Source organism: Candidatus Phycosocius spiralis (assembly GCF_030158815.1).
Taxonomy (GTDB): domain Bacteria; phylum Pseudomonadota; class Alphaproteobacteria; order Caulobacterales; family Aquidulcibacteraceae; genus Aquidulcibacter; species Aquidulcibacter spiralis.
On the sequence record NZ_BPFZ01000002.1, the window covers coordinates 257,919 to 276,872 of the forward strand.

General features: G+C 51.1%; 18 protein-coding genes. 11 read left to right on the top strand and 7 right to left on the bottom strand.

Going from position 1 to position 18,954, the window contains the following annotated elements; genetic code table 11:
* Positions 1-4 precede the first annotated feature (4 nt).
* Positions 5-1,300 (bottom strand): penicillin-binding protein activator, encoded by a 1,296-nt coding sequence (locus tag PsB1_RS02915; RefSeq protein ID WP_284358941.1) that lies wholly within the window; start codon positions 1,298-1,300, stop codon positions 5-7.
* Between PsB1_RS02915 and rsmI the strand changes: the two genes are divergently transcribed.
* The 5 genes from rsmI to PsB1_RS02940 all read left to right on the top strand — a co-directional run bounded on the left by rsmI (position 1,299) and on the right by PsB1_RS02940 (position 6,171).
* Positions 1,299-2,243, top strand: coding sequence for a 16S rRNA (cytidine(1402)-2'-O)-methyltransferase (rsmI, locus tag PsB1_RS02920; RefSeq protein ID WP_284358942.1), 945 nt, complete (start codon positions 1,299-1,301; stop codon positions 2,241-2,243). The genes PsB1_RS02915 and rsmI overlap by 2 nt on opposite strands.
* Positions 2,240-2,644, top strand: a complete 405-nt coding sequence (locus tag PsB1_RS02925) for a YraN family protein (RefSeq protein ID WP_284358943.1) — start codon at positions 2,240-2,242, stop codon at positions 2,642-2,644. The genes rsmI and PsB1_RS02925 overlap by 4 nt, the downstream gene beginning before the upstream one ends.
* Positions 2,634-3,473 (top strand): transglutaminase family protein, encoded by an 840-nt coding sequence (locus PsB1_RS02930; protein WP_284358945.1) that lies wholly within the window; start codon positions 2,634-2,636, stop codon positions 3,471-3,473. The genes PsB1_RS02925 and PsB1_RS02930 overlap by 11 nt, the downstream gene beginning before the upstream one ends.
* Before the next feature lie 10 nt (positions 3,474-3,483).
* The gene (gshB, locus tag PsB1_RS02935; protein ID WP_284358946.1) at positions 3,484-4,464 is read left to right on the top strand and encodes a glutathione synthase; all 981 of its coding nucleotides are present in this window, start codon (positions 3,484-3,486) and stop codon (positions 4,462-4,464) included.
* A gap of 144 nt (positions 4,465-4,608) precedes the next feature.
* Positions 4,609-6,171, top strand: a complete 1,563-nt coding sequence (locus PsB1_RS02940; protein ID WP_284358947.1) for a YifB family Mg chelatase-like AAA ATPase — start codon at positions 4,609-4,611, stop codon at positions 6,169-6,171.
* Between the two features lie 661 nt (positions 6,172-6,832).
* On the opposite strand, the gene PsB1_RS02945 is transcribed toward PsB1_RS02940, so the two are convergent.
* Positions 6,833-7,045: a cold-shock protein gene (locus tag PsB1_RS02945; RefSeq protein ID WP_085340588.1), complete on the bottom strand. Its 213-nt coding sequence runs from the start codon at positions 7,043-7,045 to the stop codon at positions 6,833-6,835.
* A gap of 272 nt (positions 7,046-7,317) precedes the next feature.
* On the opposite strand from PsB1_RS02945, the gene PsB1_RS02950 reads away from it, so the two are divergent.
* The 4 genes from PsB1_RS02950 (at position 7,318) to ruvB (ending at position 10,377) form a co-directional block, all read left to right on the top strand.
* On the top strand, positions 7,318-7,941 hold the full coding sequence (locus PsB1_RS02950; protein WP_284358949.1) for a nicotinate-nucleotide adenylyltransferase: 624 nt from the start codon (positions 7,318-7,320) through the stop codon (positions 7,939-7,941).
* A gap of 227 nt (positions 7,942-8,168) precedes the next feature.
* Complete coding sequence (ruvC, locus tag PsB1_RS02955) at positions 8,169-8,678, top strand: crossover junction endodeoxyribonuclease RuvC (RefSeq protein ID WP_284358950.1); 510 nt, start codon at positions 8,169-8,171, stop codon at positions 8,676-8,678.
* Positions 8,675-9,334, top strand: coding sequence for a Holliday junction branch migration protein RuvA (gene ruvA, locus PsB1_RS02960; protein WP_284358951.1), 660 nt, complete (start codon positions 8,675-8,677; stop codon positions 9,332-9,334). Before ruvC ends, ruvA begins: the two co-directional genes overlap by 4 nt.
* Before the next feature lie 44 nt (positions 9,335-9,378).
* Positions 9,379-10,377 (top strand): Holliday junction branch migration DNA helicase RuvB, encoded by a 999-nt coding sequence (gene ruvB, locus PsB1_RS02965; RefSeq protein WP_284359007.1) that lies wholly within the window; start codon positions 9,379-9,381, stop codon positions 10,375-10,377.
* 71 nt (positions 10,378-10,448) lie between these two features.
* Here ruvB and rarD read toward each other — a convergent pair whose 3' ends face one another.
* The 4 genes from rarD to ctrA form a co-directional block, all read right to left on the bottom strand.
* A complete protein-coding gene (rarD, locus tag PsB1_RS02970) occupies positions 10,449-11,321 on the bottom strand; it encodes an EamA family transporter RarD (RefSeq protein WP_284358952.1) in 873 nt (290 codons plus the stop codon).
* Positions 11,322-11,386: 65 nt separating this feature from the next.
* A complete protein-coding gene (locus PsB1_RS02975) occupies positions 11,387-12,427 on the bottom strand; it encodes an aspartate-semialdehyde dehydrogenase (protein WP_284358953.1) in 1,041 nt (346 codons plus the stop codon).
* A gap of 51 nt (positions 12,428-12,478) precedes the next feature.
* Complete coding sequence (locus PsB1_RS02980) at positions 12,479-13,873, bottom strand: aminotransferase (RefSeq protein WP_284358954.1); 1,395 nt, start codon at positions 13,871-13,873, stop codon at positions 12,479-12,481.
* A 199-nt stretch (positions 13,874-14,072) separates the two neighbouring features.
* The gene (gene ctrA / locus PsB1_RS02985) at positions 14,073-14,774 is read right to left on the bottom strand and encodes a response regulator transcription factor CtrA (protein ID WP_284358956.1); all 702 of its coding nucleotides are present in this window, start codon (positions 14,772-14,774) and stop codon (positions 14,073-14,075) included.
* 258 nt (positions 14,775-15,032) lie between these two features.
* On the opposite strand from ctrA, the gene fliI reads away from it, so the two are divergent.
* Positions 15,033-16,409: a flagellar protein export ATPase FliI gene (fliI, locus tag PsB1_RS02990; RefSeq protein ID WP_284358957.1), complete on the top strand. Its 1,377-nt coding sequence runs from the start codon at positions 15,033-15,035 to the stop codon at positions 16,407-16,409.
* A 101-nt stretch (positions 16,410-16,510) separates the two neighbouring features.
* The gene (locus tag PsB1_RS02995) at positions 16,511-16,930 is read left to right on the top strand and encodes a flagellar export protein FliJ (RefSeq protein ID WP_284358958.1); all 420 of its coding nucleotides are present in this window, start codon (positions 16,511-16,513) and stop codon (positions 16,928-16,930) included.
* A gap of 241 nt (positions 16,931-17,171) precedes the next feature.
* Here the strand turns inward: PsB1_RS02995 and ettA are convergent, their stop codons facing one another.
* Complete coding sequence (gene ettA / locus PsB1_RS03000) at positions 17,172-18,833, bottom strand: energy-dependent translational throttle protein EttA (RefSeq protein WP_284358962.1); 1,662 nt, start codon at positions 18,831-18,833, stop codon at positions 17,172-17,174.
* Between the last annotated feature and the right edge of the window lie 121 nt (positions 18,834-18,954).

The window sequence follows — 18,954 nt, forward strand, 5'->3', positions numbered from 1 at the left end:
CGATTTAGGGTAGGAAAGACTGAGGGGCTTCTTGCACCACTTTGCTTCTGCGCGCGACGACTTCATTCACGGCCATACCGCGCTCAACCACATGGGCTTTGAACCGAAATAATCCGTCAACACCAGAAAACCCTTCCGGGGCTTCAATCGCACGGGGTGAAGCACCGCTTTTATTCCCGCCTTTGGTCATACGGGCCAACATCGCGGTGGCATCATAGGCGATACCAGCCAATCGGGTAGGTTTTTGTTGATAAGCCTCATTAAAGCGGGCTTCAAAGCCAGCGCGTGCCCCGAAATCTGGGGTTACAAACCACGCTCCCTCCATCCGAACATCACTGAGGACCTCGGCATCATTCCAAAGCCCTGTTCCTAGGTAGCGCACATTCCGTGAAGATGCACCAGCTTCTGTCAATGTTTGGACAATGGATCGTAAAACAGGTCCACGTTCGGGAATGAGAATGGCATTCTCGCGCCCAGTTCCAATCATGCGCGCAACCCGTCTTGAAGCTTCTATGGCCGAGTCTAAGCCACTTGACCTTGGATCATAGCGCTGATCGACTAATATTTTTAGCCCCATAGCTGATGCCGTTTCGCGTGCTGCAGTACTTACCCGATCGCCGTACCGTCCTTCGGGCGCCAAAACGATCAAGCGCTTGATCCCGCGCTGGCCTGCATAGCGTACGATGTTTCGCGCTTCATCTTCGGGTAAAAAGGTCAAGACATATATTGTCCTGCCTGCTTCAGATATGTCGGTTGAGAAGGAAAACATCGCAACATTATTGGCCCTAGAATAAGGCGCGATGGCACCAACACCACTGGCAAAGAGGGGACCCAGGACAAAGTCAGCACCAGACCTTATCGCTTCGATCGCAGCAGTACGTGCGCTTTCTGGCGTATCGCCAGAATCAATAGGCATGAGCAGCATGGTGCTATCGCCTTGCTCAAACAGGGCAAGTTCGGCGGCATTATGTAAGGCAAGGGCTTCATTTTGGATGGCAGGATTGCTACTGGCAAAAGGGGCTAAAAGTGCAACACGGACCACTTTTCGACCCACCATATGGCTGGGTGACAGTTTGGTGGTGGCTTTGATCAAGTAAGAATTGCTTGAACCTTCAGTAGGTTTGCTTTGCTGTTGTTCAGGGCTGTTTGTCTGGGTCGAGGTTGAGGCGCATGCAGTGATGAGAAGCAGCCCTATTGCCCCCAACCTTGCGCAAAGGCCTGATTTAAGGCTTGGTAGGCATTTGAAGCTTGGGAAAGTTAAGAACTTGTGCAAAACTGTGCACCTAGAAATGGATGTCATGGCCAATAACGCTCCCAATCATGCGGCAAACTTTAGGCATGAGGTCGTAACAGCGCAATCGCAAAGGCAGGAAATTGCATTCAAAAAAATTCTAGAACCCGCATTATATTTGGTCGCTACTCCGATCGGTAATTTGGGCGACTTTTCTCCCAGAGGTGCCCAGACACTTAACAATTGTGATTTGGTGCTGGCCGAAGATACGCGCGTAACAAAGCGCTTGATGCGTTTACATGGCATTAAAGGGCGGGTTATCCGCTGCGATGAAGCCGCAACTGAGTTAGGCCTCCAAGCAGCCCTGCAAGTTCTTTATGCGGGTGGGGCTGTTACTTTTTGTTGCGATGCTGGCACACCAGGTGTCAGTGACCCTGGAGAACGGCTAGCGCGTGGGGTCATTGACGCAGGATTTCAAGTGCGCGCCATACCCGGCGCTTCTGCCGCTTTAGCAGCACTGACAGTCTCAGGTTTGCCTTCTAAGCAGTTTTTCTTCGCAGGCTTTGCACCAGCTAAAGCTAGCGCCCGCGCGGCTTTCTTCCATGAATGCGCAACGATTCCAGCCAGTTTGATTTTTTATGAGACAGGGCCGCGACTACAAGAGAGTCTTGCCGCTATGCTTAAGATTTTCGGCAATCGTATGGCTTGTGTCGCGCGTGAATTGACCAAACTTTATGAAGAAACTCGGCGGGGTAGTTTGGAAGAGCTTGTCAACACTTATGCTAAAGCAAGCAGCCCGCGCGGGGAAATTGTGGTGGTGGTGGCAGGGGCGTCTCATGACCAAGCCATCACACATGCAGCTGAAGTTAATGATTTACTCAAAGAAGCCCTAACGCGGCTGAGTGTTAAGGATGCAGCCGCAGCAATCGCCTTTCAAACCGGACTGTCGCGCAAGGATGTCTATGGTCGTGCCCTAGCACTGATTGCCACAACAAGAAGCGCAAAACCATGAGCACTGCCCACCGCATTAGGGCAGAGCGGTCGGGACGATGGGCTGAAGCCTTAGCGGCACTATCTCTCCAACTTAAAGGCTATGCGATATTGGGACGGCGGGTTCAAACCGGCTTGGGGGAGATTGATGTGATTGCGCGACGTGGCACGGTCTTGGCCTTCATTGAAGTCAAGATGCGCCAAAACGCCAGTGATCCAGCTACCCTTTTGCGTTCCAGTCAAATGTCCCGCATCATAAAGTCAGCGACAGGCTGGTGTGCCAATCGTCCTTGGACACAGCATTTTACTTGGCGCTATGACTTGATTATCGTACGCCAATGGTGCTGGCCTGTACATATGCGCGATGCTTGGCGTCCACGTAATGATCCCATGCTTTCGCGTGGGACAAGGGATGGCCCTTAATGGCGTTTCGACGGAGGCGGTGATGATACCCAAAACGTTGCCAGAGGCTCAAAGCGCTCTCAAGCTATGCGCGCACATGCCAGATGAAAGGTTTGATTTGACAGCTTGTGCTTTGGCCTGTGCCATTCATGAAAACCCAGACCGCGACATCACCAGCGCCTTCACAGCTCTAGAAGAATTAACGTGTTTGGCACAAGAACGCAAACCAACATCGGCCGAACAGCTCGGGCAATTGATCTATGGTGATCTGGGGTTTGTAGGGGCTGGCCACACCAATTATGACCCAGCCAATGCGGACCTGATCCATATTTTGACCAAGCGTGTGGGTCCACCGGTTGGACTTGGCGTCGTGATCTGGCGTCATGTTGCACGTTTGACACAAGCCAATGTATCAGGCGTGGACAACCCTGGCCATTTTTTGCTTCGATTGGAGACTAAAGAAGGCCCAATCTTCATCAATTCCCTAACGGGTGGGGCTGTGTTTGACGATGCGGGGGTGACCCGTTTGGAGGAACGCGCAGGGTTGAGCGCCTTTTCAAAGTCTATACTTCTTGCTGTTTCCGATCGCGTGCTAGCCTTACGCTTACAAGCCAATCTGGCGGTACGTGCACAGGCCATCGGGGATGATGAAGCTTGGTTTCGCACTGCCCAAAGGCGGGCAATATTGGCACCCAATAATCACGAAATCGCCCATGATTTTTCCAAGGCCGCCGAGGCTTTAGGTCAAATCCAATTAGCCCTTGAATGGGCACGCCACGCAGACCAATTAAACAATGGCAAACCCCACGAGGGTAACCGGGCAAGCATTTTGCATCACAAACTCAATTGAAAGTAACGCTTTGGCCTTAGTCCCTTCCCAATCTGTCCCAGACCTTAAACGCTTACGTGTTGCGATCCAGATGGATCCGATTGAACGCGTCAATATTGATGGCGACACCACCTTTGCCATGGCTGAAGCCGCGCAAAGTCGCGGTTTTGAACTCTGGGTCTATGGGGTCGAAACTTTGAGCTGGTGCCAAGGTCAAGTCACCGCACATGCGCGCCCAGCTATTGTGCGGCGGATCAAGGGGGATCATGTCACTTTGGGAGAGCCGGTGACCTTAGACCTAGAACGCGATGTTGATGTCATTCTCATGCGTCAGGACCCACCCTTTGATATGGCCTATATTACCGCAGCCCATATTTTGGAGTTTCTAAAGGATAAGACTTTGGTGGTGAATGATCCGTTTTGGGTGCGCTCTAGTCCAGAAAAGATTGTCCCTTTATTATTTCCTGATCTGATGCCACCCACTTTGGTCTCTCGCGATCCAGCGGCAATCAAAGCCTTTCAAGCAAAGCACAAGGATATTGTGGTTAAACCATTGTTTGGTAATGCTGGTGCTGGGGTGTTTAGAATCAAACCCGATGACGGCAATTTCGCCGCTTTACTCGATCTTTTCTTTTCGACCAGCCGCGACCCAATTATGGTGCAGGCCTTCGTGCCAGGGGTGTTTGCAGGAGACAAGCGTATCATCTTGATAGACGGCAAGCCGGCGGGAGCGATTAATCGCGTCCCTAAAGGAAACGATATCCGGTCAAATCTCGCCGTTGGCGGCACTGCTCATCCAGTTGAACTCAGTGACACCGATTTGGCAATTTGCCGTGCCATTGGCCCAACTTTAAAGGAGCGTGGATTATTATTTGTTGGTATTGATGTGATTGCAGGCCGCTTGACCGAGATTAACGTAACCTCCCCCACTGGTGCCTTAGCCTTGAAAGAATTCACTGGCGTGGATTGCGTGAGCCTGATGTGGGACGCCATTTTGGGCAAACTTCTATAGACAACTTATAGGAGTACGTTATTTTATACACAGCCCGCTAAAGTGGTCATGAGCAGTTTTTAAATAAATACATCTTTTGTTCTTAATTTGTTCGTGTTATTGTCCTGTTTCTTATTGAAATGTGGATAGATCGGAAGCGAAACAATGGTCGCACGATTGGTAACTTGGTCATTTGATGGTGCCGAAGCCCGCAGGGTGGATGTTCAAGTCCAAATCACAGAAGCTGGGGCCAACCCCTATTTTTCAATTGTTGGCCTCGCTGATAAGGCTGTTGCCGAAAGTCGGGAACGTGTGCGCTCTGCCTTTGCTGCTATTGGGCTATCGATTCCAGCCAAACGTGTATTGGTAAATCTGGCACCTGCAGATTTGCCCAAGGAGGGGTCGCACTATGATGCGCCTATTGCGGTGGCACTCTTAACAGCCATGGGTGTATTACCCTCTGACGCTCTAGACGGATTGGCGGTTTTGGGGGAACTTGGGCTTGATGGTGATTGGCAACCCATTGTGGGAGCATTACCTGCTGCCATGGCCTCCCATGGTGAGGGTCTGACCTTAATGTGTCCGCTGGCATCGGCGGCGGAGGCGGCTTGGTCTGGTGGGCGCGTCATCGCGGTGCCAAGCTTAATGGCATTCATCAATCATGTACGTGGTGCAAGACCATTGGAGATAGCAAAGCCTGGGGCTTTATTGGAAACATCTCCCATGGCTGACATCAAGGATATCCGCGGCCAAGAACAGGCCAAGCGCGCTTTGGAGATCACCGCAGCCGGGGGGCATAATCTCCTGCTTGTTGGCCCACCAGGTGCTGGTAAATCCATGTTGGCCCAACGCCTTCCAGGCCTGTTGCCCCCCCTAAGTGCTAAGGAATTGCTGGAAGTCTCCATGATCCATTCAGTTGCCGGTATGCTGGAACGTGGGGCCTTGACACGCACACGCCCTTTTCGTGCACCCCACCATTCAGCCAGTATGGCAGCTTTAACCGGGGGTGGCTTACGGGCAAAACCGGGAGAGGTTTCTTTGGCCCATCATGGCGTTTTATTTTTGGACGAATTGCCAGAGTTTTCAGGTCAAGCCTTAGACGCTTTACGCCAACCCTTAGAGACGGGTGAAGTGGTGGTCGCGCGGGCCAATCGGCATGTGACTTATCCTGCGCGCTTCCAATTGATTGCGGCGATGAATCCGTGTCGATGTGGTGCACCTGGTGGGAGAACCTGTGGCAAAGCGCCACGCTGCATGATGAATTATCAAGCGCGGATTTCTGGCCCCTTTTTGGACAGAATTGATCTACAGATTGATGTTCCAGGCGTCACGGCAGCTGACCTTTCTATGCCCGCCAGCGTGGAGGGAAGTCGCGAAGCTGCAAGCCGGGTCGCTATGGCCCGAAACGCTCAGGAGGATCGTTATAAGGACGATGCCATGCCTGTTGCAACCAATGCAGTTGCCAGCGGCGCAGTGCTGGATCGTGTTGCCACCCCTGACGGTCCTGGTCGGGACTTATTGGTCAAAGCGGCCGATGCCATGCGCTTGTCAGCACGTGCTTATCATCGGACTTTAAAGGTCGCCAGAACAATCGCAGACCTTGATGGCTTAGATCATGTGAAGCGCATTCATATAGCCGAAGCCTTAGCTTATCGACGGGTGGATCCTGGACAGGGATCAAACTCTGAACCACCCGCTCATGGCGCATTCAAGCTTGGTAATCTGTAGTCCATTGTCGCGATTGTGATGAAATTCATCAGGTAAACAAGTTCTTAAATGTTTGACTATCGAGCTTAGATGCATTTGGTCGCAAGTTTGATGCAAATCCGATTTATGCAGATTTTTTGGCGTATCGTCGCGTCAACTCCAGCTTTCCTAAAAATCTGCCGCGAGGCGACTTAAAGCGGACTTGACCCGTAATCTCACCCACAAACAATTAACTTAGGCCTTTGGGGTAGGCCAAACCTGCACCAAAGTCATCAAAGACGAGGGCATACCAAACACCCATTGACTAAACATGAATGATCATTGGGAAGCGCTGCACAAGACCTCAGCCTTTGCCGATAGGAAACTTTTCAGCCGACGTAGCGCTTTTAGAAATAGGGATTTTGGTGCTGCGGTTTTAGATTTCACCGCCTTTGCTTGCTGATTTCTTTTTCCTTTTTTCTGCTCTTTGGTCAAATGTTGCCCATGCGCACAACTAGCTCTTCTAAGCCTAGTGCACATGATATTCCAAAATGCGGTGAAGGATAAGATTTGTGTTGTGGCCAGCCAAGCATGTACCGGCCACAACAGATTGTTTCATCGAATTTCGCTGGGGTCTTCTTTCGCTGGGGTCTTCGTGTTTTCAAGTTGAGACGGCGACAACAAGAGAAGCAAAAACCAATGATTAGGCGCGATCTTGCAGATTTTCAGCCGACATTTTGCCGCTCTTGCGGTCTGCCACGAGGTCATAGCTCACCTTCTGGCCATCACGTAGATCGCTCATTCCTGAGCGCTCAACGGCACTGATGTGTACGAAGGCATCTGGGCCACCATCATCAGGTGCGATAAAACCAAAGCCTTTTTGGCCATTAAACCATTTTACTGTTCCGGTAGTCATAGAATCGTTCCGTTCAAAGAGAAAGTTATGCCAGCATGTGCAGGCGTGTATGACGTCAGCATTTCGGGAGATATTTTTGAGCGCAACACCGAAAGCTTCGGTGAACAGACAAGCATAAACCGTCATTAGACAATTCCTTATGCGCCCTAGTCGCCAGTTAAGCAAGTGTATAGCCCAATCGTGAAATCGTGTGTGTCACATAGCCACATCTGCGATTGTCCATGTGAGCATAATGGCTTCCCCTATCTTTAACACTGCCCTAATCGATTAGAATGCGACTTGCACTTAGGGCTTATCGAGGGATGAAAATCGGGTTGCTTGGCGGCTCATTTGATCCCGCCCATTTGGGCCATACCCATGTGGCAGAAACAGCGCGCGCACGTTTGGGGCTTGATTATGTGTGGTGGCTCGTTTCACCACAAAATCCTTTAAAACCTGCCTCCACACCGCTTGAGGGGCGTTTGGCATCGGCCAAGTCTGTTGCCAAGGGTCGAGGCATGATCGTCACGGATATTGAGACTATTTTGCACACCGGCTTTACGATCGATACGTTGAAAGCCCTAAAAAAACGCTTTCCAGGCGTCTTCTTTGTGTGGTTGATGGGTGAGGATAATCTGGCAGGCTTTGAGCAATGGCGGGGCTGGCAGGATATTGCCCGATCAATCCCCTTATGTGTGGTATCAAGACCTGGTGCTGGGCCACGGGCTAGGCTTGGTCGTTTGGCCAAACGCTTTCCCAATGCACGCAAAAGCCTAGATAATGCAAGGGTGTGTCCACGCTCAAAACCCCCTGTGTGGGTGTATATATCCACACGATGGAACCCGCTTTCTTCAACTCGTTTACGCGCCAATGGGGCGGGCCTACCCCATGCTACACCACTAGCAAGGGAAGGTTGAAGTGCGCAAATCGTCTGCGGCTGGCATAAAATTTCAAACCTTCTGATTGATGGGTTGATTTGTATCCACAAGTGGTCGTTCCATGGTCCATGTCAGCAAGCACACACAGCAAAACCACGCACAATAGGTTTGGTCTAAGAAAATTATGCTTCTTTGCCGTTCAGGTTATGTTCTGTTAAGATCATTGCTTCAACAAGGGGTTTGATTCGTGGATTGGGACCAAGAACATGTCACTTCAAACAGTCTTGCTTGGTATTGACCCTGGCCTTGTGCGAACTGGGTGGGGGGTTATTGCCTGTGAAGGCGCAAAGATGAGCTGGATCGCACATGGGGTTATCACCCCACCCACCCACTTGGCATTGGCAGAGCGGTTGGGTGTTCTGTCGCAAGGCATTCAAGACGTTCTAAATTTTTATTGTCCTACAGAAGCGGCGGTGGAAGAAGTGTTTATGGCAAAAAACGCCCAATCAGCCTTATTGCTTGGCCATGCGCGCGGTGCCACTCTTGCGATATTGGCACACAACAAAATGAGAGTCACCGAATATGCAACCCGCCATATAAAACAAGCATTGGTTGGTACTGGTGGGGCGCAAAAGGAGCAAGTGGCCTTTATGGTTCGCCGCTTATTGCCCCAAGCAGGTACAGTCAGTGCCGATGCAGCCGACGCTTTGGCTGCGGCTTTATGCCATGGTACCGAGCGCAAAACCAACCGTTTGTTAAAGGTAAAACACCCATGATTGGCTCGCTCAAAGGTATTGTTGCTGCAACTGGAGAAGATCGCGCCGTGATTGAAGTTGGCGGGGTTGGTTACTTGGTTTTTGCTGGGGCGCGAACACTGTCGCGATTAGGCCAAGGTGGCGCTGTTCATATGTTTATTGAAACCCAATTGCGTGAAGATTCCCTCAAATTATATGGCTTTATGTCCGATGCTGAACGGGCATGGTTTACCAAGTTGCAAGAAATTAGCGGTGTTGGGGCGAAGGTTGCCCTGTCAATCCTCGATCTTTTAACGCCTAGCCAATTGATGGAAGCAGCAGCACTTGAAGATAAAGTCACCCTTGCACGCGCCAATGGTGTGGGCCCAAAATTGGCAGCTCGGATCGCAACCGAATTGAAAGGTCGCACACCACCCACAAGCTTAATGGGGCACGCCAGTACGCAAGGGTTTAGTGAAGGTGGGGGCCCAGCGCCGGTGGAGGATGAGGCCTATAGTGCGCCTGAAATGGGTCCCCAATCCATGATGGCACGCAGTCAAGCCATTTCGGCTTTACACAATCTAGGCATTGGCCAATCTGAAACCTTGCGCGCCGTTGCGGGTGCTTGCCGTGATTTAAACCAAAATGCCAGTGTGTCAGAGCTGGTTAAAGCTGCCTTGAAGGAATTGGGCCGGTGAACGATAGCATAAATCCGATCGATGATGAAAGGCTGATTTCACCTATGATGCATAGCGGCGACACGCATGACCGGGCGCTGCGACCTTCTGGCTTTGCCGAATTTGTTGGGCAAACAGAGTTAAAATCAAATCTTGAGGTTTTTGTACAAGCGGCCAAAGGCCGTGGTGACGCCATGGATCATTTGTTGCTGTTTGGTCCACCTGGACTTGGTAAAACAACCCTTGCCCAGATTACAGCGCGTGAACTTGGGGTCAGTATAAAGACTACTTCTGGCCCCGTTATCGCCAAAGCGGGCGACCTTGCAGCTCTGCTTACCAATCTTGAGCCACGCGATGTGTTATTTATTGATGAGATCCATCGCCTACCTGCCGCAGTTGAAGAGATTCTTTATCCAGCGATGGAAGATTATGCGCTGGATCTGGTTATTGGCGAAGGCCCTTCGGCCCGATCAATCCGAATTGATGTATCACCTTTTACTTTAGTTGGTGCCACGACGCGTGCGGGATTATTGTCTACACCATTGCGGGATCGATTTGGCATTGTGTCCCGCTTGGACTTTTATAGTGTCACGGACTTGGAAATCATTCTTAAGCGCGCCGCCCAGAAATTGGGCGCAGCTTTAACCCCCGATGGAGCCACTGAGATCGCGCGCCGCGCGCGCGGAACACCCCGCATTGCTGTTAGGCTTTTACGGCGCGTCCGTGATTTTGCCGATGCCTCTGGCAGCCCGCTTGATGCCCAAACCGCGGCCCACGGCCTCGCCCGCCTTGATATTGATCCCGATGGCTTGGACATGTTGGACCGCCGCTATTTGCGGGCTTTGGTTGATACCTATGGCGGTGGTCCGGTTGGAGTTGAGACTTTAGCCGCAGCGATAAGTGAGGCCAAAGACGGGGTTGAAGATGTGATCGAGCCTTATCTGATGCAGCAAGGCTTTATTGTGCGCACGCCTAGGGGTAGGACGGCAGCGCCACGCACCTACGCCCTTTTCGGCTTGCCCGAACCCAAAGCGAATCCCCAAGCCGGCCTATTTGATCATTAGTATGATTTGAACGATCAAGGATAGATCGAAAAATTTAGCATTTTGAAGCCGCTATCCGAACAAAAGCCGGTTTAACCTTCGCCCCGCAAGGAGGCAAAACTATAAAGCACCAAACCGCCCCAAATCAAAGCGAATGTCAGGCCGTGGGCGGGGGTGAAATGCTCGCCCAATACCAAGCCAGTGCAGAATTGCAATGTCGGCGCGATGTATTGGAGTAGACCCAAAGTGCTTAGCTTAAGCCCACGCGCGCCTTGAGCAAATAAGATCAAGGGGATGGAGGTTGCCGGGCCCAAAAGCAACAATAGCCCTGCCATAGTGGGTGTCCCACCCATGACAGGTCCGCCGGTTTGAAAGTGCCAAAACACAATGGTTAAGGCTGGTAAGAATAGAATGGCTGATTCCCAAAATAGCCCGGAAGCAGGCCCGACTGGGGCCAGTTTTCTTATCAAACCATAAAGCGCGAAGGAAAAGCCAAGCCCTATGGCAACAAAGGGAAACGCCCCAACCAGAAAGGTCTGATTGGCCACGCCAAGCCCTGCTAAAGTTAAGGCACCAATTTGCCACTTGGTCAATTTCTCACTGAAAAACGCCACACCCATGACAACATTGATCAAGGGATTGATGAAATAGCCGAGGCTTGACTCAAGGATCTTATCTTGGCCGACCGCCCACACATATAAGAGCCAATTGCCACCAATCAGTACGGCTGAAAGTCCTAAGAGAGCAAAGGTCCTTGGACTGACTTTTAAAGACTTAAAGCCGCCAAAAGCTAAAGCAGCCATAAAGGCGCAAGGCAGGGTCCATACGATTCGCTGCGCGGTGACTTCCAAGGACGGGATATTTGAGAATAGATGCAAAAAAGCAGGTAGCAGGCCCCATAGAATATAGGCCGACAGGGCCGCCCAAAGGGCTGACGGCAGCTTGGTAGGGGCGGTATCGGACATTTAAAACTCAAACAAATAAGGTGCGCGGCCCATTGGACCGCGCTGGAAAAGGCAAAACGGGAAGCCTAGGCGCTGACCACTTCTAAGCGCTGTTGAAACACCCCGCGCTCAACCAAAAGCTGGGCGATTTGGATGGCGTTTAGGGCTGCCCCTTTGCGCAAATTGTCTGCCACCACCCACATCGCCAAGCCATGCGCAACGGTAGGGTCGGTACGGATGCGCGAGACATAGACAGGAAAGTCGCCCACGCATTCAACCGGTGTCATATAACCGCCCGCCTCACGTCGATCCAAAACCACGAGGCCTGGGGCTTCTTCTAGGGCTTCGCGCGCTTGCTCTTCTGTGATCGGACTTTCAAACTCTATATGGACAGCTTCACAATGGCCAACAAAGACTGGCACACGCACCACAGTAGCGGTAACTTTGATCTTGGGGTCGAGTATTTTCTTGGTTTCGGCGGTCAGCTTCAACTCTTCGGACGTATAGCCATCCTCCATAAAGTCGCCTCCATGCGGGATCACGTTGAACGCGATCTGCTTGGGATAAACTTCTGTTTTGACAGGATCATTGACAAAGATACCCCGCGTTTGGGTCCATAGCTCATCCATGGCTTCCTTGCCGGTGCCGGACACAGATTGGTAGGTCGCTATCACCACACGGGTGATTTTAGCCAGATCATGCAAGGGCTTTAAGGCCACCACCAATTGCGCGGTTGAGCAATTGGGATTGGCGATGATCATCTTCTTTTTGTAATCCATCACCGCATCTGGGTTGACCTCAGGCACCACCAAAGGCACGTCGGGGTCCATCCGCCATTGGCTGGAATTATCGATGACGATGCAGCCTTGCGCCGCGATTTTTGGTGACCATTCCTTGGATGTTTTCCCGCCCGCACTCATGAGACAAATGTCCCAGCCGGAGAAGTCAAAATAGTCGAGCGCTTGGCATTTTAGTGTCTTGTTCCCAAAGGAAATTTCGCGGTTCATGGAGCGGCGCGACGCAATCGCGGCCACTTCAGCAACAGGAACATTCAACTCTGCCAATAATGCAAGCAATTCACGACCAACATTACCTGTTGCACCGACGACGGCGACTCTCAATCCCATGATGCTTCTCCATGACGCCCTTCTAGCGCCTCTGATACCATCGGCAAAGGGCTAGATGGCGCGAAGGGCAGCTGTGCTCTGATCCAGTGACTTCTCGATTGTATCGATCATGAAATCGATCTGGTCGTAGGACACGATTAAAGGCGGGCACATGACGAGGCTATCGCGAATTCCACGCACCATCAGACCATTTTGAATGCAAGCATCGCGCACGATTGGGCCTGCTTTGCCCTCTTTGCCGCCAAAGCGATGATTGGTCCCGGGTTCTGAGACGATTTCAACCGCCCCTAATAAGCCTTTAGAGCGCACCTCGCCTACGAGTGGGTGATCCTTCAATCGCTCCAGTGCTTTTGCAAGATAAGGGCCGGTCACATCGCGGGTGCGGGTAACAAGGTCTTCACGCTCAATGATCTCAAGGTTGCGCTCGGCAACAGCCGTACACATGGGGTGGCCTGAATAGGTAAAGCCATGGACGAAATCGCCACCTTTTTCGCGCAACACTTCAACGATGGCGCGGCTCACGATGGTCGCAGATATCGGGGCATAGCCCGATGACAATTGCTTGGCTGTCGTGATGATATCGGGGGTAAAACCAAAGGTGTTATGGCCAAACCATTGGCCGGTGCGACCAAAGCCACAAATCACCTCATCCGCAACCAGAAGAATATTGTATTTCTTGCAGATGGCTTCGACTTTTAGCCAATAGCCCTTGGGCGGGATAATCACCCCTCCTGCTCCTTGAATGGGCTCACCCACGAAAGCGGCGACATTATGGGGACCCACCTGCACAATACGATCCTCTATCTCTTGGGCACATCGGCATGCAAAAGCCTCCTCATCCTCGCCAAAACCTTCGTTGAACGAATAAGGCTGGATCACATGTTCAATGCCGGGGATCGGTAAAGACCCAATGGCATGCATCGCACTCATGCCGCCAAGGCTGGCACCAGCGACGGTTGAGCCGTGATAGCCATTGCGCCGCGCGATAAACACATTCTTATAGGGCTGGCCTTGCACCGACCAATAATGACGCACCATGCGAAACATGGTATCAATCGCCTCAGAGCCCGAAGAATTAAAGAACACATGTTGCAGCTCCCCGCCCGCAATGGCGGCGATCTTGGCGGCGAGGCGGACGGCAGGTGCGGTCGCTGTCTTAAAGAAGCTATTATAATAAGGCAGCTCCAGCATTTGCTCATAGGCGACATCAGCCAGCTCTTTACGGCCATAGCCGACACCCACGCACCATAGACCAGCCATGCCATCCAAATAGGCTTTGCCGTCAATGTCCCAAAACTGGCAACCATCAGCACGCGTAATGATGCGCGAACCGCCGAGATCACGGATCTCACCATAATCGGCTTGGGCAGGCAAATGGTGAGCGACATCTAGACGGCGTAGCTCAACCGCATCATGATTGCGCAAAGCCAAAGTCGGTGGGGTCATGGTCGCTCTCCAGCAGGAAATTTGTTATAACAAATACCCCAACGAGGCTCAAGTGAAAAGCGATATCTGCAAATGCCCTACATGCATTATGCGAGACTAAAAATGTAGGTTTTCATCCATCCAAATTCACACTTTTTCCCCAAAAAAGCCTGCCGCGTGGCAGGCTCTCTTTACGGTTATGGGATAAAGGTGCTGTACTTTAAGCCGCTGCCGATTGCTCAGCTGGGGATGGATCGCGCAGTACATAGCCGCGGCCCCACACCGTCTCTATATGGTGTTGACCATCTGAGGAAGCTGCCAATTTTTTTCTGAGTTTACAGATGAACACGTCTATGATTTTCAATTCGGGCTCATCCATGCCGCCATAGAGGTGATTTAGGAACATTTCCTTGGTCAAGGTGGTGCCTTTGCGCAGGGATAAAAGCTCTAACATCTGATATTCCTTGCCGGTTAGATGTACGCGCTGATTATTCACTTCAACGGTCTTTTGATCGAGATTGACACAGATATCGCCCGTGCGGATCATCGATTGTGAATGACCTTTAGACCGGCGCACCACGGCATTAATACGCGCGACAAGCTCATCCTTATGAAACGGCTTGGCAACAAAATCGTCCGCGCCCACACCAAGGCCGCGTACTTTGGTATCAATATCACTAGTCCCTGAGAGAATTAAGATCGGTGTGCCGACCCTGGCGTTGCGCAATTGCCGCAATACGTCAAAACCATTCATGTCAGGCAATGAAAGGTCTAAGAGGATGATATCATAATCATAGAGCTTGCCGAGGTCTACGCCCTCTTCGCCCAAGTCTGTGGTGTAAATATTGAAACCTTCCGATTTCAACATCAGTTCGATCGACTGCGATGTCGCGCTATCGTCTTCAATTAACAGAACCCGCATGGAGCCCCCTCCAACAAGCCCAAAAGGGCGGTCTAAGTACTAACACACCACACCTAAGCTGATTTGCTTATATATGGTTAACCGGTTTTTGCGGTTGGCCTGACTTTTTTCCATTTACTGATTATACATCTGCCGCATTCATCTTTACGACAGGTTAACGCGAAGCATTTCAGAGGTCAGTTTATCAACCATATTCACGGATTTCTTCATTATGTTGAGAAAAGTGACTTACTTGTGCCCTTGAGAGTAAGATGACGCATGCGACCAGAGGTACACCATTTGGGATCGACCCGCAGCCGGCTTGCTGATTTGGCCGAAACCTTGTCACGTCAAGACCATACACGCTATGAAGGCCGCATTGTTGCCGTTAAAGGGCTGATGGTGGAAGCCAGTGGTCCACCTCAGGCTATGGCGCTGGGTGCTCGCGCCACAGTCGAAGCAGCCGAAGGAGCTGCTCGGCTTGAGATTGTGGGTTATCGTGATGGTCGCGCCCTTCTCATGCCGTTTGAAACGGTAGAGGGGTTAAGGGCAGGGGCACGTTTGGTGTTTGAGGGCACTTCACCGATGATTTCACCCTCCCAATCCTGGCTCGGCCGAGTTGTTGATGCTTTTGGGGGCCCCGTAGATGGCGGCCCACCAATGGCAGACGGTTCGCACCCACGCCTATTAAAGGGCATCCCACCCCCAGCACATACCCGGGTCCGCGTTGGCACCAGAATGGAAACTGGCATACGTGCTTTAGATGCCTTTTGTGCTCTGTGTACAGGTCAACGTATGGGTATTTTTTCAGGCTCGGGGGTAGGGAAATCCGTCTTAATGTCGCAACTAGCCCAAGGGGCCGCTGCCGATATTGTTGTCATTGGCCTGATCGGCGAACGGGGCCGCGAAGTCAATGAGTTTATAGAAGACACATTGGGGGTTGAAGGTCTGCGACGCTCAGTGGTAGTCGTGGCGACATCGGATGAAAGTAGTCTGAAACGGCGCCAAGCTGCCTATACCACCTTGGCGGTAGCCGAACATTTTCGCGATCAAGGACTCCAAGTTCTATGTCTCTTTGATAGTGTCACACGCTTTGCCATGGCTCAACGCGAAATTGGCCTCGCAACTGGGGAACCACCCACCACCAAGGGCTACACACCCACCGTTTTTGCTGAGCTGCCCAAACTTCTTGAGCGCGCAGGCCCTGGTGCACCCAATCCAAGCAGCATTGCAGGTTCCATCACGGGACTATTCACGGTTTTGGTTGATGGCGGTGATCATGATGAGCCGGTAGCAGATGCGGTACGTGGCATTTTGGATGGTCATTTGGTACTGGAGCGCGCCATAGCCGAGCGAGGTCGTTTTCCCGCACTTAATGTTTTAAAATCAGTATCTCGACTGATGCCAGAATGTCACAGCCCCGAAGAACAACTTTTAGTCAAAGACGCCAAACGTGCGCTTGCCGCTTACGCAGATATGGAAGAACTCATTCGTTTGGGGGCATATCGGCGTGGGGCCGATGCTACCACAGATCGTGCGATCGAATTGGCCGAACCCTTAGAGGCTTTTTTAACACAAGCCAAGCATGAACGCTCAACGTTTGAGGAGACTTTTGGGCGCTTGTCCGACATTCTACACGGACCAGCAACGCCTTAACATGCTAGACTAAGATCAATTTATACTTTCTACACAACAAAAGAGCGTTTTCTTAACCCCCCGTGGTATATGACCTGCGCGACAAGTAGGGAACAGCAAGAATGAAGACCGGTTCGACGCTCATCAAATTGGCCAAGCATAAAGTCGACAGCGTTCAAATATTAATCAGTGCAGCTGAGCGCACACGCGAAGATATTGAACGCAAGAAAATTGAACTATTAGGCATTGAAAAGCGTGAGCTTGCACGCGCAGAAGCAGATGCAACTATGATCAGCCATTGGGTCGCTTATTCTAAAGTCCTGCAAGAGCAGCGCGCAAATCTGGATGCCTCCTTAGAAGGCGTTCAACGCCAAATTGATGCCTTGCGGGACGATCTGCAAGCCGCGTTTGAAGAGCAGAAAAAATACGAGATGTTAGAGGAGCGACGCCTCAGTCGTATCAAACAATCCAAAGCCAAGCGTGAGCAGGCCTTTTTGGATGAGGCCGCCATGATCAGTGCGGCACGTTCCAACCCCCTCTAGAATCCCCTCCTCCTAGAATCATTACCGCGCGCCCCTATCCAGCCCGTGCAATAGTTACAATGTTCAAGATCGTGTTGCGCAGACTTCGCCTAGCCTAAAACCGTCATATCTATGCATGACACTTCTGGTGATTTGCATCCCTGACCGCCTCACCCCCCGCGACGCGCTATTGTGATGGACGAAATGGTCAAGTCTAAGCAAACCAAATCTGCGATAAAAAGAGATCGAAGCGACTAACCAACTAACGAGCAAATTTCTGGAATTTAATCCGGCTTGGGATGATCTCGGTTAAGCCCAGTCGGCGCTTTTTATCCTCTTCATAGGCTTGGAAGTTTCCTTCAAACCACTCAACATGGCTTTCGCCTTCATAAGAGAGAATATGGGTCGCTAAACGATCTAAAAACCAGCGATCGTGACTGATCACTACCGCGCACCCCGGCCAGACTTCCAACGCGTTTTCAAGCGCAGAGAGGGTTTCAACATCCAAATCATTGGTCGGCTCATCCAACAATAAGACATTAGCACCCGAGCGCAAGGTTTTTGCCAAATGCACGCGGTTGCGTTCACCGCCAGATAAAAGGCCGACTTTTTTTTGCTGATCTGAGCCTTTGAAATTAAACGTGCCAACATAAGCACGAGACGGTACTTCGCGACCACCAACTTCAATGATATCAAGGCCACCGGAGATTTCTTCCCAGACATTTTTACGATCATCTAGGTGATCACGGCTTTGATCGACAAAACCAAGCTTAACACTTTCCCCAATGGTAATGGTCCCACCGTCGGGCATTTCTTGACCTGTAATCATCTTAAACAAGGTGGACTTACCCGCGCCGTTTGGGCCGATGACGCCAACAATGCCGTTTTGCGGCAGTTTAAAGGTGAGGTCTTTGATCAGCATCCTGTCGCCATAGCCTTTGGAGATGTTGTCAAACCGGATGACATTGGTACCAAGGCGAGGGCCGGGTGGAATTTGAATGGTGGCAAAGCTTTGCTTTTCACGCTCTGCTGCCTCTGCCATTTCTTCATAGCGGGCAAGACGGGCTTTTGACTTAGCTTGACGGGCTTTAGGACTTTGGCGAACCCATTCCAATTCTTTTGCCATCATTTTGGACTTGGCATCGCTTTCACGCTCTTCCTGCGCAACGCGTTTGGCTTTTTGTTCTAGCCAGCTTGAATAATTGCCCTCATAGGGAATGCCTTTGCCGCGATCGAGTTCTAATGTCCATTTGGTTACTTGATCGAGGAAATAGCGGTCGTGGGTAACTAGGATCACGCACCCTGGAAATTCTTCCAAATGGTGTTGGAGCCAAGCCACCGATTCAGCGTCTAAATGGTTGGTTGGCTCATCCAGCATCATCATATCTGGTTTGGACAACAACAGTCGGCAAAGCGCCACACGCCGCTTTTCACCGCCCGATAACTTGGAAATATCAGCATTATTATCAGGACAACGTAAAGCTCCCATCGCCATCTCGATTTTAGCGTCAATATCCCACGCATCGGCTGCATCGATTTGCTCTTGCAGAGACGTCATTTCTTCCATGAGTTGGTCTGAATAATCTTCCGCCATTTTCATGGATACAGCGCCATAGCGGTCAAACAAAATCTTCTCAGGGCATTCGGCAATTACATTTTCCCAAACGGATTTTGTGGGGTCTAATTCGGGCTCTTGCGCCAAATACCCCATTTTAGTGCCTTGGGCCGGACGCGCTTCGCCAGTAAAGTCTTTGTCAAGACCTGCCATAATTTTCAACAAGCTGGATTTACCAGAGCCATTGACGCCAACAACCCCAATTTTTGCATCTGGATAGAAAGACAACCAAATGTTCTCAAAAACTTTTTTTCCACCAGGATAAGCTTTGGTCAGTCCTTGCATTTGAAATATATGCTGATGCGCCACGGGTTTTTCTCGCTATCATTAAGGTGAGTCTGTTGCATTGGGATTGCGTGCGGGCTTTTAGCTGACGCAAGCGCGAAGGGGAAGGGTTTTGAATGCGGTGACTTGAGGTTCCTAACGCAGC

Coding starts and splice junctions, on each gene's coding strand:
- rarD (WP_284358952.1), bottom strand. CDS start 11,321: ATGTCCGATACCGCCCCTACCAAGCTGCCGTCAGCCCTTTGGGCGGCC.
- ctrA (WP_284358956.1), bottom strand. CDS start 14,774: ATGCGGGTTCTGTTAATTGAAGACGATAGCGCGACATCGCAGTCGATC.
- PsB1_RS02980 (WP_284358954.1), bottom strand. CDS start 13,873: ATGACCCCACCGACTTTGGCTTTGCGCAATCATGATGCGGTTGAGCTA.
- PsB1_RS02930 (WP_284358945.1), top strand. CDS start 2,634: ATGGCCCTTAATGGCGTTTCGACGGAGGCGGTGATGATACCCAAAACG.
- ruvB (WP_284359007.1), top strand. CDS start 9,379: ATGATGCATAGCGGCGACACGCATGACCGGGCGCTGCGACCTTCTGGC.
- ruvC (WP_284358950.1), top strand. CDS start 8,169: ATGTCACTTCAAACAGTCTTGCTTGGTATTGACCCTGGCCTTGTGCGA.
- PsB1_RS02995 (WP_284358958.1), top strand. CDS start 16,511: ATGAAGACCGGTTCGACGCTCATCAAATTGGCCAAGCATAAAGTCGAC.
- ruvA (WP_284358951.1), top strand. CDS start 8,675: ATGATTGGCTCGCTCAAAGGTATTGTTGCTGCAACTGGAGAAGATCGC.
- rsmI (WP_284358942.1), top strand. CDS start 1,299: ATGGCCAATAACGCTCCCAATCATGCGGCAAACTTTAGGCATGAGGTC.
- PsB1_RS02950 (WP_284358949.1), top strand. CDS start 7,318: ATGCGACTTGCACTTAGGGCTTATCGAGGGATGAAAATCGGGTTGCTT.
- PsB1_RS02925 (WP_284358943.1), top strand. CDS start 2,240: ATGAGCACTGCCCACCGCATTAGGGCAGAGCGGTCGGGACGATGGGCT.
- fliI (WP_284358957.1), top strand. CDS start 15,033: ATGCGACCAGAGGTACACCATTTGGGATCGACCCGCAGCCGGCTTGCT.
- PsB1_RS02915 (WP_284358941.1), bottom strand. CDS start 1,300: ATGACATCCATTTCTAGGTGCACAGTTTTGCACAAGTTCTTAACTTTC.
- PsB1_RS02940 (WP_284358947.1), top strand. CDS start 4,609: ATGGTCGCACGATTGGTAACTTGGTCATTTGATGGTGCCGAAGCCCGC.
- PsB1_RS02975 (WP_284358953.1), bottom strand. CDS start 12,427: ATGGGATTGAGAGTCGCCGTCGTCGGTGCAACAGGTAATGTTGGTCGT.
- PsB1_RS02945 (WP_085340588.1), bottom strand. CDS start 7,045: ATGACTACCGGAACAGTAAAATGGTTTAATGGCCAAAAAGGCTTTGGT.